The sequence below is a fragment of the Synechocystis sp. LEGE 06083 genome, from assembly GCF_015207725.1.
GTDB classification, from domain to species: domain Bacteria; phylum Cyanobacteriota; class Cyanobacteriia; order Cyanobacteriales; family Microcystaceae; genus Synechocystis; species Synechocystis salina.
This window is the reverse complement of record NZ_JADEWJ010000068.1, coordinates 1-15,487: the sequence shown is the minus strand read 5'-3', so window position 1 is coordinate 15,487 and position 15,487 is coordinate 1. Positions and strand designations below refer to the sequence as shown.

The window sequence follows — 15,487 nt, the reverse complement described above, 5'->3', positions numbered from 1 at the left end:
TTTCTTTACAAAGATAGCAGATGGATTGGGTAACTAGAACAGATTGCTCTCAGGCAATTTCATCCTAGGAATGGAGTTGAAATTCAAAGTTGGGATATACCTCCAAGATTTGGTTATTTGGCATAAATAGTTCCCACAGTGGCAAGTCATCTGCGGTTTTCTGATCGGGAATCATCAAATTGTACAATCCAAAATCGAACAAATATAAAAAGTCAACAATTTCTATTTTATGGATTTTTTGTCCACTTATTTTGGTGATTTTCTGTTTGATTGATTTTTCATGATCAGATGATTTTATCAATGAATCAGAATTTGTAGTAGCAGGATATTTTTTTCTGTAAATTGCCCAGTCCGAAGCTCTGGTGCCAAGTTGCCATTCCCCTTTAAATTCACCGCTCAGAGCCGGAGAATGATAAGGAATTTTCTTGCCAATTTCTAAACATAGTTCTTGTCCATATCCTAAACGAATCTGCCAACAAGTTTGACCATAAATAGGCTGGATTAGACTATAAAAACAATCTTTTGTGATTTTTGTTTGGGGTTTGGCTGTTGACAAAAAATTCAATGGATTCATGATTTTAAAAATTGTTTCGCTTGTTGTTGTAGTTCTTGATAGGTAAAGTCGCCTCTTTTATTTTTTGTCCCGCCCAAATTGAGTTCTTTTTGTCTCTCTAAAAACCGTCCAAATTCTTTACGTTGAACTTTGGTCATATTAAATTCTTTGGCAACGTCATTGACTTGTTTAATGTCATCTTTCATTCACCAGGCTATATCGAAGAGTAGAAACTGTGCATTTACTAAGTTTATTAATTTTAACCTGATTTTACAGTGGAGCGTGGAGAGGCAACTAAAGCTTCATCCTTACATCCTGAAATTGATCGTCAAGATAATTCTAAAGGGCGATCGCCAAAATATCGGTCAGTTGGGTAAGACGATAATCCACTGGCAAATCCGTTGGTAGGGAGCCATAGCCATACTCAGCAAAAATGCTTACTGCTCCACAAGCTTGCCCCATGCGAATGCCGACTTCTGCATCTTCCACATGCAAAAGGGTTTGGTAATCATAGGGAGCGAGCAATTGTTGCAGGTAACGGGGATCGGGCTTAGCAAATGGGGAATCGTCGGCCGCCAACATGGTTTCAATGGCTGACCATATACCGACTCCTTGCAGAGCTGCTGTTTGGGTACGGCGATCGCCGGAAGTGCAGGCTAGAATTGTGTAGTCCCGTTGTTTCAAAGTTTCTAAAACCGTTCCAGCTTGGGGCATGGGAGCCGCCAGTTGAGGCAGATTTTCGATGTAAAAAGGTTGGACAAAATCTTTAAAAATACGTTCTACTTCTTCTGTTGGACAACCTAATTTTTCTAGCATCAGGGAAGCTTTCAGTCCCACGAGGGAAACCACTGTTTGGCGATCGGGCTGAGGCAAACCCAATTGTTCAATGCCATAGGCAAAGGCTTGGTAGTTAGCTTCTTCGGAGTCGATTAATACTCCATCTAGGTCAAAAACAATAATTTTTTTGTTAGCCATAGTTAAAGTTAGATTAACAACTATTTGATTCGTTAAGAAAGTAAATTTGACAAGTTTTTAACTGAAATTTATTTGGCAAATAATGATGCCCAAGGTTGTTTACAACAACTTTTAATTCAGCACAACTTTTGGCCGTAATACCGTGCCATGGTCTTCTGGGGTTACAACGGCAACGCCCAAGCATTTTACTGGGTCTAGATCCGATGCAATGAGTGCCACTCCCACGGGAAGATCCGGCAACAGTAATCTTTGGCCATGGAACCACCTTTTTTCCAACTCACTATTTAGGCGGACTGTGGGTAAATGGCCCAACGCTTCCTCGGGAGGAATGAGGGGAATGGACTCCCCTGCCTCAGCGATTTTTTCCAAAGCGGTTAAACCGACGCTGTTTTCCAATGCCATGCCCCCACTGCGTTGTCGTACTAAGCCCGCCAAGGTTGCCCCCGTTCCCAGGCGATCGCCAAGGTCCCTGGCTAAAGCCCGAATATAAGTTCCTTCCCCACAGGTAATTTGTAAATCCAATTCCGGCTGCTCCCCCGATCGCCAACCGAGCACTTTCAAGTCATCAATGGTCACCCTGCGACTGGGCACTGCTTGGGTAATGCCGGCCCTAGCCAATTCATATAACCGCTTACCATTAACCTGAATAGCACTGTATTGGGGCGGTATTTGCTCAATTTCTCCCAAAAAATCTGGTAAAAGCTGCTCAACGGCGGCTAAGGTTAAATCCGCAACAATTCGACTTTCCAGCACTTCTCCAGCCAGGTCATCACTGTCGGTACGCACCCCAAAACGAATAATGGCTTGATATTGCTTTTCTCCTGGGAGATAGGGCAGTAGACGGGTAGCCGGCCCCACCGCCATCGGCAATACGCCCTCCGCTAAAGGATCTAGGGTTCCTCCGTGCCCCACCCGTTTTTGCCTTAATAGACGGCGCACTTTGGCCACACAATCATGGGAAGTGAGTTGCAGCGGTTTATGGAGATTGAGGAAACCAAACATAGGGGAAAAATTGCTGGAGTCAAGGAGCGGCCAACAAAAACCTTAGCAGTTCTCTTAGGCGATCGCCTGCCCTGGCCGTTGAAATAGTTATTGGATATTAGCAAAAACAATTAATTGGGATTGGGGCCTTGCCAATCGGGGCATTGTTCCGTTTCCCAGCCGTAGGGATGCATGGCACACACCAGTAGTTGCCCGTTGTACACATAACCGTGGTAGTGCTGACAGCCCTGGCAAGCAGGTTGATGATTGGCGTTGGCCGGTAGATGGGGATTAAGACCCAAGTCCCCGTCCAGGGAAGACCAGGGCACCATGGACGAATAGCCTCGACCTCGATCATCTGTTCGATTGTTCCGCCCTTCCCGGCCCTGGCGATCGCCAAATTCCCCCAGGTCAGTTAAGTCCCCGCCAAAATCTGACAATTCTTCCCAGAAAGTGGACCATTCTTGCCAGAACCATTGCAATTCCGGCCCTAACTCTTCTTCCAGGGTTTCGGCCACTTCCCCCAGGGCATTCTCCACGTCTTCCACCCAAGTCTCCACCGCTGTGGTCAAGGTTTCCACCGCCCACCAGAGGTTTTTCTCCCAATCTTCCATAACTGTTTTGCTATTTTTGCTATTTGCAGTGTTGACAACTTGTGGTGGACGCTGTGCCCCTTGGTTAGGGTTGACGGTTCAAACGTTGCAATTCCGCCTGCAGGGCCGCCACCTGTCGCCGCAGAGCTTCCACGTCTTCCGTTTGGGTTTGGGAGGGAGTTTTTTGAGCGAGGGGATCCGCGTTGGTTTCCTCCTCGTCTGTGATGATTTCAATGCGGCGGGGTTGTTTATTTTCCCCTTCCCCATGGGCGATCGCCTCTCCTTGGGCTTCCCGAATCAACTCATCCACATAGCGACGGGCTTCTTCTGCGTTCATTTCTCCCCGTTCCACCAGGGTATCCACCAACTTCTGGGCATGGCTACCCAATTCCTTGATATTGCTATTGGCTGTTTCGGCGGCATAGGAAGCAATGCCAACCCCTAAATAGACTGCTTTTTGCACTAAGTCCCGCAACATAATAATTCTTACCGAAAACAACGTTGTCTTCATTTTGGCATTCCCATCTGCCAATGGCTAGCCGAGGGGAAATGTTACCAGGGGAGCAAAATCAGAACGTGTTTAAAAAGCCCTCCTGACCCCCCAAATTTGGAGGGAAACAGAGGCAAAGTCAGATTTTACCAACAGGCTCTCAGGATTTTTCCGACTTAGCTTCCCTTCCCCAAACATCATCCAACAGACTGTATAAAACCGGCACCACCACCAGACTAAGTACGGAGGAAGTGAATAGACCCCCAATGATGGCGATCGCCATGGGTTGTCTGAGTTCCGCCCCGGCCCCCCATCCCAGCGCCAGGGGGAGCATGCCCAAAATGGTAGAACTGGTGGTCATCAAGATGGGCCGCAGACGGATATGGCCCGTTTGCAATAAAGCTTCCTGGCGGGATAAACCCTGATGCCGCAGTTGGTTGGCATAGTCAATCAGGAGAATGGCGTTTTTGTCCAACAGACCCAGAAGGAAAATTAAGCCAATCAGGGAAATCATGCCAAATTCGCTCTGGGTAACCAGCAAGCCCACCATGGCCCCGACAATGGATAGGGGTAAGGAAAGTAACACCACCATTGGTTCCAGTAAACGGCGGAATAGCCCCAGAAAAATGACCGCCATCCCCAGCAAGGAAAGTAAAAAGGCGAGGGCAAATTCCCGAAATACCGATCCAACCCGGGCCGATTCACCCTGGACACTCAGTTCCACCCCGGCGGGTAATAACTCCTCGGCGATCGCCGTTACCTGTTGGGTGAGGTCTCCCAGGGCATAGTTGGGCAGTAAGGAAGCACTGAGATAGACCGCCCGTTGCCCCCGCAGACGCAAAATTCCTGTACTGTCAGGCTCCGCCCCAGTGAGGCTAATTTGGGTTAAACCGGGTAAAGCCATCACCTTTTCCTGCAAGGCTTTGCCTGTGGTCTGCAACACATCTAAATCATTGCCCAGTAAAGCCAACTTGAGGGGCGTATCGTCCCCCGTTTGTACAAAGAGGATATTTTCTACCCTGGTGGTTACCCGGGGAATTTCCGGCAACGCTTCCCGCACTTCCGTTTGCACCGTTTGGGTCGTCACCTGGCGATCGCCGTCCAGCTTGACATAGATTTTGCCCTGGAGGGGATTGCCCTGGGTACCCACCACAGTGAACGTTTCTGTCACAGTCGGATTGGCCAAAATAGGGGGTTCTAACTCTTCCGCCACTCGCCGACCCCGTCGCAACAGCACCGCCTCAGGATTAGTGGCTAGTTGATCAATCCAGCCAAAGGCTCCGCCCGTGCCTCCTTCATTACTGTTACTGCTGTTATTTTCACTGGGGGGAGCAGACAAGGCCCCAGCAATTTTGGGGGGAGCAGACTGGAAAATGACGTTAAATTCGCCCCGGTCGAGGGTGGGAATAAAACCCTGGGGAATGAGGGGAATAATGGCCAAGCCCCCCATCAAACTGGCTAAGGCCAAGGCTACAATCCACCAACGGTGTCCCAAAGACCAAGCTAAAACCTGTTGGTAACGATCGCCGAGGAGATCCAAACCCCAACTGAACCAAGACTGGGGCCGGGGAGCTCGGGGCCGTAGCCATAGCACTGTCAACACTGGGGAAAGGGTGCGGGCCACCAGCAGGGAGACCATCACAGCGGCGGACACGGTGACGGCAAAGGGCAAGAAAAATTCCCCCAAAGTTCCCCCCAACAAGGCAATGGGTAAAAACACCACCACAATGGAGAAAGTAGTAGCAGATACGGTCAAGCCAATTTCTTCGGTGCCATTTTTGGCGGCCCGCTTGGGCGGTTCCCCCGCTTCAATGTGCCGAGCAATATTTTCCACATCGACAATAGCATCGTCCACCACAATGCCGATAATTAAAGCTAAGGCCAGCAGGGTTAGGGTTTCTAGGTTAAAGTCCAACGCCGCCATCACAATAAAAGTGCCTAGCAAAGAAAGGGGGATGGCGATCGCCGAAATCAAAGTGGCCCAGCCGCTACGGAGAAAGGGATAAATAATCAACACCGCCAAGACGATCGCCCCCAACAGGGCTTCAATGGTGGCCTGGGTTGCTTCCCGGATATAACCTGCTGTGGTTTCCGCTTCGATGAATTGTAACTGGGGCAAATCGGGGGACTGCGCCGCAATCAACTGTTCCACCCGGTCTACCACCTCCAGGGTATTGGCCTGGGCCGTTTTCACCACCTGCACCGCCAACACATCCTGGCCGTTATGACGAGTCAACGTGGGGGGATTGATGGTTTGTTGAGCCGATGCCTTGACCCCTGGCGATCGAAAGTTAGCATCCCCTAGTAAGTCCACCCGCAGTACCCCATCAATGTTCTGGAGCTTGGGTATTATTTCTTGCCGCAACGGCTCTGCCATTTCCTCTAGGGATAATGTCTCGGACGCCACAGCATAGGTCACCGCCACCGATTCGTTCAGGTTATAAGGAGAAACGGTAATTTCACTGCCCGCCGGTAGAGTTACCCCCTGTAAAGATTGCTCCACCGCCGTGGTGGCCTGTTCCAAGGATTGCCCCATTAAAAAAATCACCGATGCCACTGTTTGCCCTGGGTAGGTGGACGATTGCACATCCGCATCGGCAATGGTAATTAGTTTTTCCTCCAGGGGAATGGTCAACTTCTGCTCTGTTTGGGCTAAATCCAAGCCCGAACCACTGCTCTGGACGATCACCACCGGGAAGCTCACTTCCGGAAACAGGGCATATTTGAGGGAGCTAAAGGCCAATAGCCCCGCTACGGCGATCGCCAACCAAAAACCGATGGTGAAACGGGGATGGTCAATGGCCCAATGGGAAAGATTCCAGCGGGGAGCACGGGGGGACTGCATCGAGGGAATTCCTAAATTCTTTGGGGTGGGATTAGCTAAAAATGGATTGATCCGCACCTCGGCTAATCTAGCAGAACATGGCCCAGGGCAATTCCTCCTAGCGGTTGGGCCAGTTAAGACCCCTGGAAATCTGTTACTATCCCCAAAAGGTAAACTAGCCCCCCTTTTGAACCAGCTTTTTCGTAAACTTTCGTGATTTTTGAGCAAGGCATTGAAATTAACGCCAGTGCCACAGTGGTAGAACGGTGTTTCACTGATTTGGAGCTAATGCAACTCTGGCTCAACCCGGCCCTCCGTTGTGAACCCATCGGTCAATGGTCCACGGCGATCGGCGGCCGGAGTCGTTTTACCATCCAAATTCCCCTACTCAAGCCCAGCTTGAAAAGTGTAGTGGTGGAGCGATCGCCAGGGCTAGTGGTGTGGCAGTTTAAAGGATTTTTCCAAGGACAAGACCGTTGGGAATGTCGCCCCCTGGAGGAAGGTACCTATTTGCTAAACCGATTCGAGTTCACTGTACCGAATCCCATTGTGCAATGGGGCTTTCAAATGTTTGCGGCCCGCTGGACCAGTGCAGATATGCAAGCCCAACTGCGACGGTTAAAACAGGTGGCGGAAAGGGAATATATCAACAGTGGCCTACATAGTTAATTAACGGGCAGTTTCCCTACTAAAATCCTGGGCTAAGCTGGAAAAAAGAGCTAATGGCAATAAGCAGGAGGTTGGCAGTGAAAGTGGAAGGCCCTAGTCCCCAACAATTGACTACGGAAGAAGCCCAAGAATTAGCCTACTTACGTACCCTAATAGAACAGGCGGTGGCCAACGGTGTGGTCACCAAGGAAGAGGAATCCAACATTAGGGCTCGGGTACTACATTCCAAGCCCCGGTACGAGTTATTATCCCAGCAACTAGCCATGTACCGGGAACTAGTCACCAACAAAATTAATGCTGGTTTACTGGCAGGGGAAACTTTTACCGATCTTTGATTGGCAAGGTCTATTCAACGTTGCCCTAGCTTTTGCCAACTGCCAAGATTTTGCTGAACCAGCGGCGTGCCTAGGAGCCTGGGCAAATTCTTGGAAGCCATTTAAAAAGCCCCCTGGCTATCTAAGTTGGGGGCAAACTGGGGAACGGTCCCCCAGAATTGCGATCAATTTAGAGGGCAAACGAGAACGGCGTCAATGCTCTTAGTTGAAATCTAGAGAGGCCAGCGCCAATTAACAATTTCCGGCATATCCATACCGTGTTCGTAGGCGTAATTGGTGCAATCAATCTGCATATCCTTGAGCATCTCCTTGATGTGGGCTCCAGCCACCCGCAGTTGGGGCAGGCGATCAATAACGTCAATGGCCAAGCTGAAACGGTCAATTTGATTTTGAATCGCTAAATCCATGGGGGTGTTGATGTTGCCCTTTTCTTTGTAGCCCCGCACATGGAGGTTGCCATGGTTAGTGCGGCGATAGGTCAACCGATGAATTAACCAGGGATAGGCGTGGAAGTTAAAAATAATCGGTTTATTGGTGGTAAAGAGGGAGTCAAAATCTCGATCGCTCAGGCCATGGGGATGTTCAGATTCCGGTTGCAGCTTGAGCAAGTCAATCACACTGACAAAACGAATTCTTAGATCGGGGAAAAATTGCCGGAGCATGGCCGTGGCCGCCAGGGCTTCCTTAGTGGGAATATCCCCCGCCGCCGCCATCACCACATCCGGCTCCGTACCGGCATCATTACTGGCCCATTCCCAAATGTCTACTCCTTTGGTGCAGTTACGAATGGCCGCAGTCATATCTTGATATTGCAGGTGGGCTTGCTTATCACAAACAATGATGTTGATGTAGTTTTTGCTCTGTAAACAATGGTCTGCAACGGAAAGCAGGGAATTGACATCGGGGGGCAAATAAATCCGCACTACGTCGGGGCTTTTGTTGAGAATGACATCTAAAAAGCCTGGATCTTGGTGGGTAAAGCCGTTATGGTCTTGTCGCCACACAGTGGACGTCATCAGAATATTTAGGGAAGAAATATCCGCCCGCCAGTTGAGGTGTCGACAAATATCCAACCATTTGGCGTGTTGGTTGACCATGGAGGTGATCACATGGGCAAAGGATTCATAGGTGGCGAAAAAGCCATGGCGGCCGGTTAAAAGATAGGCTTCTAGCCAGCCTTCCAAGGTGTGCTCGCTCAACATTTCCATCACCCGACCGTCGGGACTGAGTTCCCCCCCGTCTTGGTCTTCTTCCAAATATTCAGCAATCCAGAATTTTTTGCTAACTTCGTAGACCGCATGGAGTTTATTAGAACTATTTTCGTCCGGGCCAAAGAGGCGGAAATTGGTCATGTTGTTGGCCATCACATCCCGCAGAAAAACTCCCAGGGGAGCAGTGTTAGGGGCTTCAATAGTGCCTGGCTTCTCCACATCGATGCCGTATTGACGAAAGTCGGGCATTTTCAGACCCCGCCGTAACAAACCACCATTCGCGTAGGGAGTGGACCCTAGACGTTTCTCCCCCTCCGGGGAGATCGCCTTAAATTCGGGCCTTAAAGTACCGTAGTCGTCGAACAATTCTTCCGGTTTATAACTCCGTAGCCAAGTTTCCAACTGTTGCAGATGGGCCGGATTCTCGTGCATGCCTCCCATGGGAACTTGGTGCGATCGCCAAAAACCTTCCATTTTATGGCCATCAACGTAGTCGGGGCCAGTCCAACCCTTGGGGGTACGCATCACAATCATGGGCCAGCGGGGACGAGTACCAATGCCACTACTACGGGCCTCAGTTTGAATTTGGTGAATTTCGGCCACGCAATGATCCAATGTAGCGGCCATGGCTTGGTGCATGGATTCAGGATCGGAACCTTCAACAAAATAGGGAGTATAGCCATAACCTTCAAACAAGGCCTTTAATTCTTCATGGCTAATGCGGGATAAAACGCTTGGGTTATTAATCTTGTAGCCGTTGAGATGGAGCACAGGCAGTACCGCTCCGTCCCGAACCGGATTAATGAATTTATTGCTATGCCAGGAGGTGGCCAGGGGCCCCGTTTCTGATTCCCCATCCCCCGCTAAACCCACCACAATTAGATTGGGATTATCAAAGGCGGCACCGTAGGCATGGGATAGACAGTAGCCTAATTCTCCCCCTTCATGGATCGATCCCGGGGTTTCGGGGGTGCAGTGACTGCCAATGCCACCGGGAAAGGAAAACTGCTTGAAAAAACACTTCATGCCGGCTTCATCTTCACTACACTCGGCAAAAAAGCGGGAATAACTCCCCTCTAGGTAGCAGGGGCCCAAAAAGCCTGGTGCACCGTGGCCAGGCCCCACCATGTAGAGCAGATCCTGGTCAAATTTCCTAATAATGCGATTGAGGTGGGTGTACAAAAAACTAATACCGGGACTAGATCCCCAGTGGCCCAACAGGCGATGTTTGATCTGTTCTGGTTGGAGGGGTTCCCGCAGCAGGGGATTATCCCGTAGATAAATCATGCCCACCGCCAAGTAGTTGGCTGCCCGCCAAAAACCGTGCAGTTGGTTCAGTTCTGTCGCCTCAAGGGGACTGCCACTTACGGTGGAGCGAGCCTGACCAAAGGGACTAAGGGAAAAGGGGGATGTGACCATGGAAAAACTCCCGGATTTGTACATTCCCCTACCAGAGTAGAACCCCCAAGTTATTTTGGCGTTAACCCAGGGAAGGACACTGCCCCAGCTCCACTGCATAGATTCCCCAGCTCTATTGCTCTTTGGAGGTGTCCCCGGGTCTGCCGGATGCTCCTAGTCCCTTAGCCCCTGATCTATGGGCGAGTTTTAGAACAAGTCCATATCCGTCACAGCCCCCACACTGCTGGAAGCAACGAGCTTGGCGTATTTACCCAAAATACCAGTGCGGTAACGGGGTTGGGGCGGGGTCCACTGGCCTCGACGTTGGGCTAATTCCTCTTCGCTGATGTTGAGTTGCAGTAACCTTTGTTGGGCATCAATGGTGATTTGATCGCCTTCTTGCACTAAGGCGATCGCCCCTCCCACGTAGGCTTCGGGGGCAACGTGACCCACTACTAAACCGTAGGTGCCGCCAGAAAAGCGGCCATCGGTGATTAGGCCAACGGAGTCTCCCAACCCAGCGCCAATGATGGCGGAAGTGGGGGCCAGCATTTCCCGCATACCAGGGCCACCTTTGGGCCCTTCGTAGCGTACTACTACCACATCTCCCGCTTGAATTTTGCCGGCCAAAATAGCTTCCAGGCAATCTTCTTCCGATTCAAATACCTTCGCGGGGCCAGTCATCACAGCCTTTTTGATACCGCTGATTTTAGCCACACTGCCTTCGGTGGCCAAGTTACCTTTGAGCACCGCCAAGTGACCCTCTTGATAAACGGGATTGTCCCAGGAATGGATTACGTCCTGGTCGGCAGGGGGGTGGTCGGGAATATCGGCTAAGACTTCAGCAATGGTTTGGCCGCTAATAGTGAGGGCATCACCGTGGAGAATGCCGTTGACCAATAACATTTTCATCACCTGGGGAATGCCACCGGCATCATGGAGATTGGTGGTGACGTATTTACCGGAGGGTTTTAGGTCACACAGTACAGGCACTTTATGACGAATGGTTTCAAAGTCGTCCAAGCTCAAAGGCACTCCAATGGTCTTGGCGATCGCCAGCAGATGGAGCACTGCATTGGTGGAACCGCCCACAGCCATAATCACCGCAATGGCATTTTCAAAAGCTTTCCGGGTGAGAATTTGACTAGGCAGAATTTGTTTTTTAATTGCTTCCACCAAAACCTTGGCGGACGCCTCGGTGCTGTCGGCTTTTTCTCCGTCCACTGCAGCCATGGTGGAAGAATAGGGCAAGCTCATCCCCATGGCTTCAAAGGCGGAGGACATGGTATTGGCGGTGTACATCCCCCCACAGGAACCGGCTCCAGGACAAGCATTCCGTTCGATGCCATAGAGAGTATCCTCATCAATTTTGCCGGCGCTGTACTGTCCCACCGCTTCAAAGGCACTGACAATAGTCAAATCTTCCCCGGCATAATGCCCCGGTTTGATGGTGCCGCCATAGACAAAGATGGAGGGAATATTGAGGCGAGCCATGGCAATCATTGCCCCCGGCATATTCTTATCACAGCCTCCGATCGCCAGCACCCCATCCATACGTTGGCCATTGCACACCGTTTCGATGGAATCGGCAATCACTTCCCGGGAAACTAGGGAATATTTCATCCCCTCCGTACCCATGGAAATACCGTCACTAATGGTGATGGTGCCAAACAATTGGGGCATGGCTCCTGCGGTGCGTAAGCCGGCCTCGGCCCGTAGAGCCAGATCATTGATGCCCATATTGCAGGGGGTAATGGTGCTGTACCCGTTGGCAATGCCCACAATGGGTTTAGTAAAGTCATCATCGCCAAAACCAACGGCCCGGAGCATGGCCCGGTTGGGACTGCGTTGGGTTCCCTGGGTAATTACCTGGCTTCTGGGATTGTTGGACATTGTTCTCTCCTGTCTCGTAGCGAATCTATGCTTCCATCCATTGTCGATGGTTTATTACCCTTTGCTCAAGCCTGGCCACAAAAAGTCAACTTTGGGGGATAGAACCTAGGTTTTGTGAAGAATAATTGCATGTGCGCATAGTTTTGGTTGTCGCACCCAGAAAATATGCGTATAATTTTCTTTATACTTCTACTTATGGTTTAACCATGCCTGCACTCAATGTTTATGTGACCGATGATTTAAAAAGTCGAATGGCAAAAGTAGACGCAAATTGGTCTGATATTTGCCGAAAAGCAATAGAGATAGAACTTTTACGGCGAGAAAATAAGGGAGCGTCCTCCCTGAACATTGAAGATATTAAAGAATGGATAACAGAAGATTTGGATCCCTTGAATGAGCATAGTAGTGTGGTTATCAAGCCTTATCTACATACCAAAGGAACATCAGTCAATCAGGTTAAAGTTTTGTCACAATTTTATGAAGAAATAGTCTCCGAGACACGAAATGTTTACTTAAATTCACTTAAGGGTAATTTTAAACTGCTTTTAGATGAAACTCATCAAGTTGATTTGCTATTTCCCGGTAGAGAATGGATATCTGGTACTTTGGGTTTAAAATTTAATCTCCAACTTAATATACCTAAAAAGCTAGAAGTAATTGACGAAATAATTGATGGAGAATTTTTAGAAAAAGATATTGTTATTCCTCTATTAGAACCTGGATCTACAGAAATGGTGATGAATCAAAACAAGCAATCAATCGAAATCGCCAAGTGTATTGATATTGATCCAGAAATCACCAACTATAAGCAAGAAAAATTTGAAGTTCCAGAATTGCCAAGTGAAATATATTCAATTTTCAGAAAAGCATGGAAAAATCTCTATGATCAACAATATTGTGATCCACCTAAACCTCTAACTGCAACTAAATTAAAACAATTATGGCAAGAATGGTATTACCCAGAAGCCTGGAATGACGCACAAGATTGGCTAGATAAATGGCAGAATCGCTATAAATCTAAAAAATATGTTTATGAATGGGAAAACATAGTCGCTTCCTTTATGTGTGTCCTCGATGGTAAAGAATTTGATCCTTCACATTCAGAACTACCTGAAGAATTAGATTCCTGGAATAGCTCTGATTTTTTATTCCTTTCCTTTATTGAATATATTTCAAAATTTATTTACGATGGAAAGCTTGTAGAACTAAGTCAAATTAATCCTGCGGAATTGTCAGCAGTATCAGTTGAAGAAAGAGATGAGTTACCCGAACAGCCTGGAATTTATTTTGTCCTAAACAAAGATGATGCAATTCAATATATTGGAATGTCAATCAACCTTCAAAAGCGTTGGTATTCTCATCACAGACAATCTGATTTTGATTTAATAGAAGATGGCAAAATTGCTTTCATAACTTCACTGCCCAGACATTATTTGCAGGAAATAGAATCAGTTTTGATCAAAAGCTTTATCCCTAAACTAAATATCAAGCTAAAACCAAAAGTTTAATGCCCATTGTAAATCAATCAATTACCACAACACCACCATGGCTCTCCTAGCAAGACTGATCGGCATAGTTCTCATTGGCACTGGAATTTACTTTCTTGGTAACAACATTATTTTCACCACCAACGTTTATCCCTACTTTTGGCGGGGCATTGCTGCCGATGGCTCAATTTTGGCCCTCATTGCCGGGGTGATGATGTTAGTCTTTTTGCCCGCTAGGGAAAAATCCTGGGGCTGGATACCGATTATCATCGGCGTGGTGCTGGTGTTTTTTAGCAGTCGAGCCATTCTCAACCCCACTAGTCTGTGGCAATTTCTGCTTTCCTTTGCTTCCATGGCCGTTGGCTATAAATTGGCTACCCAAGGCCGCCTGTAGAAACTAGGTCTTGTGGGAGAAGTCGAAAGCCATGGCCGCCCAGTATTGACCTGCCAAGTAATCAATGTATTCTCGGCATTTTCAACAAAATTCTCCTGATCGCCAATCAAAGGGGAAAACGCTTCATTTGTTGCACCGCAATGCGAGCATTCCGTTTTAGTCGGGGGGAAAGGTGGGGCACCTGGGGAATTTGCCAGAGTAAATCGACGGTGCGTCGAAAAAGCCGGACTAAATCCCCCTCATCTAAGCTGGTCTGACGACAGAGATTTTCCCACTCCATGCCCAAAGCCCACTGTTCCACCAAACCCATAAAATCCACTTCCAACCAGAGGGGAATGGCGATCGCCCGCTGATTTTGAGCTTTGATCAATTTGCGTCGCAGATCCCAGAGGTTAAGCCGTTGCAAATGATCCGCCACCGTCATGGCCTGCCAGAGAGCAAGGGAGGGTTGGGGATGTTTAAGACAAAACAACAGACCAAATAAATCATCACTGGGACGGAGGGCGGCCAACACCGCAGGGGAAGGTTTGAAGTCAGTCCAAGCATCGGAACGGGGAGTTTCCGTAATCAGAGCACTGGCAGCGGCGGCCAATTGTTCCGGCTCCAAATCGTTAAACTTACCGGAAATGAGGGCTAAACCCAGCCACAACTCATTTTCCCCCCGCAGGGTGGCGGCTACTTCCCCCAAAAGTGTGGGGGTGTATTCCTCCAGGGCTTCCATTTCCTGCAAAATGTCGATCAAGTCCAGGAATTCTTGCCAATAGTAGGACTGACGAGATTGCAAACGGTCATATTCCTGTTGTCGTTTGCTCAGGGTTTTACGCAATTCTTGCCGTTGGTGGAACTGCTCCAAAAGTTTGCCGGGATGTTTTTGGTTAGCCAGGGGATGCACTGCCAACAGTGTTTCCACATGGTCTACCCTGGCCTGTTGCTCCACCAATTCTGGGCTCGGGGCTAGGGGATAGGCTTGGGGATCCAATCCCTCGGCGATCGCCAATGTCTCCTCATCGCCTTTCACTGGTTTACCCGGAGCCAACAATTCTGCCGGGGGTGGAGTCAAATTCTGCCATTGGGCTGGGGACAGATTACCCATGGGCACTGCGTAAATATCCCCCACAGTGACGTGGTACCAACGGTTATCACTGGCTAGGCAACACCATTGGGGCAGATTATGGGCCGGGGCCAGGGGAGCAACAATGACCGCTAAACGAGGTTGATGGGTTTTGACGTGGCGACCTTTGAGATATAAAAGTTGACCCGGTGTCAGGGTTTTAAGTTGATCCTTTAACTGTTGCTTCCGTTCTTTTTCTGCCTGTTGCTCTAGGATTTTTAGTAATCTTTGTTCTTCCCGCAATCGCCCCCGGAATTTTTCGTAACTGCGTAGATCCTTTTCCCCAATACCCGCCAACTTAATATCCAATTGGGATAATTTTTTCACCGTTTCGGCGATCGCCACCTTGGTGGGTTCCAGGGCAAACTGGGCCAAGTATTCCGCAAAGCTCCGCTCCAGCAGACTTTTTACTTCTTCCAAATCATGTTTTTGCAACAGATTCAGCACCATGCCATAGGAAGGGGTAAACCAACTTTTTAATGGTTCCGCCTCCGCTAGGGCCAAGTAAGATGCCTCTTTCGCCCCTTCAAAGGGAGTTTGCACCGTAATCACATGGCCTTCAATATCCATCCC

The 15,487-nt window shown here is 48.9% G+C and carries 13 protein-coding genes and 1 pseudogene; 4 read left to right on the top strand and 10 right to left on the bottom strand.

The annotated features are described in order from the left end of the window. Positions 1–64 precede the first annotated feature (64 nt). The 7 genes from IQ219_RS07335 to IQ219_RS07305 all read right to left on the bottom strand — a co-directional run bounded on the left by IQ219_RS07335 (position 65) and on the right by IQ219_RS07305 (position 6,437). Entirely contained in the window at positions 65–574 is a 510-nt protein-coding gene (locus IQ219_RS07335; protein ID WP_194072197.1) for a hypothetical protein, read from the bottom strand. Then, positions 571–759 carry a hypothetical protein gene (locus IQ219_RS07330; protein ID WP_190599538.1) on the bottom strand — a complete coding sequence of 63 codons (189 nt, stop codon included), beginning with the start codon at positions 757–759 and terminating at the stop codon, positions 571–573. Before IQ219_RS07330 ends, IQ219_RS07335 begins: the two co-directional genes overlap by 4 nt. A gap of 133 nt (positions 760–892) precedes the next feature. Continuing rightward, positions 893–1,528 carry an HAD family hydrolase gene (locus IQ219_RS07325; RefSeq protein WP_194072196.1) on the bottom strand — a complete coding sequence of 212 codons (636 nt, stop codon included), beginning with the start codon at positions 1,526–1,528 and terminating at the stop codon, positions 893–895. Between the two features lie 111 nt (positions 1,529–1,639). Next, on the bottom strand, positions 1,640–2,530 hold the full coding sequence (gene truB / locus IQ219_RS07320) for a tRNA pseudouridine(55) synthase TruB (protein WP_194072195.1): 891 nt from the start codon (positions 2,528–2,530) through the stop codon (positions 1,640–1,642). 110 nt (positions 2,531–2,640) lie between these two features. Next, on the bottom strand, positions 2,641–3,123 hold the full coding sequence (locus tag IQ219_RS07315; protein ID WP_194072194.1) for a hypothetical protein: 483 nt from the start codon (positions 3,121–3,123) through the stop codon (positions 2,641–2,643). 64 nt (positions 3,124–3,187) lie between these two features. Then, positions 3,188–3,613, bottom strand: coding sequence for a phasin family protein (locus IQ219_RS07310; RefSeq protein ID WP_194072193.1), 426 nt, complete (start codon positions 3,611–3,613; stop codon positions 3,188–3,190). Between the two features lie 139 nt (positions 3,614–3,752). Continuing rightward, entirely contained in the window at positions 3,753–6,437 is a 2,685-nt protein-coding gene (locus tag IQ219_RS07305) for an efflux RND transporter permease subunit (protein WP_194072192.1), read from the bottom strand. Positions 6,438–6,629: 192 nt separating this feature from the next. Between IQ219_RS07305 and IQ219_RS07300 the strand changes: the two genes are divergently transcribed. After that, positions 6,630–7,085, top strand: a complete 456-nt coding sequence (locus tag IQ219_RS07300) for an SRPBCC family protein (RefSeq protein WP_190599532.1) — start codon at positions 6,630–6,632, stop codon at positions 7,083–7,085. Between the two features lie 77 nt (positions 7,086–7,162). Next, positions 7,163–7,420 (top strand): hypothetical protein, encoded by a 258-nt coding sequence (locus tag IQ219_RS07295; protein WP_347338286.1) that lies wholly within the window; start codon positions 7,163–7,165, stop codon positions 7,418–7,420. 212 nt (positions 7,421–7,632) lie between these two features. Here the strand turns inward: IQ219_RS07295 and IQ219_RS07290 are convergent, their stop codons facing one another. Further along, positions 7,633–10,050 (bottom strand): phosphoketolase, encoded by a 2,418-nt coding sequence (locus IQ219_RS07290; protein ID WP_194072190.1) that lies wholly within the window; start codon positions 10,048–10,050, stop codon positions 7,633–7,635. A 186-nt stretch (positions 10,051–10,236) separates the two neighbouring features. Next, complete coding sequence (ilvD, locus tag IQ219_RS07285; protein ID WP_194072189.1) at positions 10,237–11,922, bottom strand: dihydroxy-acid dehydratase; 1,686 nt, start codon at positions 11,920–11,922, stop codon at positions 10,237–10,239. Between the two features lie 206 nt (positions 11,923–12,128). On the opposite strand from ilvD, the gene IQ219_RS07280 reads away from it, so the two are divergent. Further along, positions 12,129–13,430, top strand: a complete 1,302-nt coding sequence (locus IQ219_RS07280; RefSeq protein WP_228016781.1) for a GIY-YIG nuclease family protein — start codon at positions 12,129–12,131, stop codon at positions 13,428–13,430. Positions 13,431–13,467: 37 nt separating this feature from the next. Continuing rightward, positions 13,468–13,803: a hypothetical protein gene (locus tag IQ219_RS07275; RefSeq protein WP_194072187.1), complete on the top strand. Its 336-nt coding sequence runs from the start codon at positions 13,468–13,470 to the stop codon at positions 13,801–13,803. 106 nt (positions 13,804–13,909) lie between these two features. On the opposite strand, the pseudogene IQ219_RS07270 reads toward IQ219_RS07275, so the two are convergent. After that, positions 13,910–15,487, bottom strand: a pseudogene (locus tag IQ219_RS07270) (RNA helicase); the annotation flags it as partial.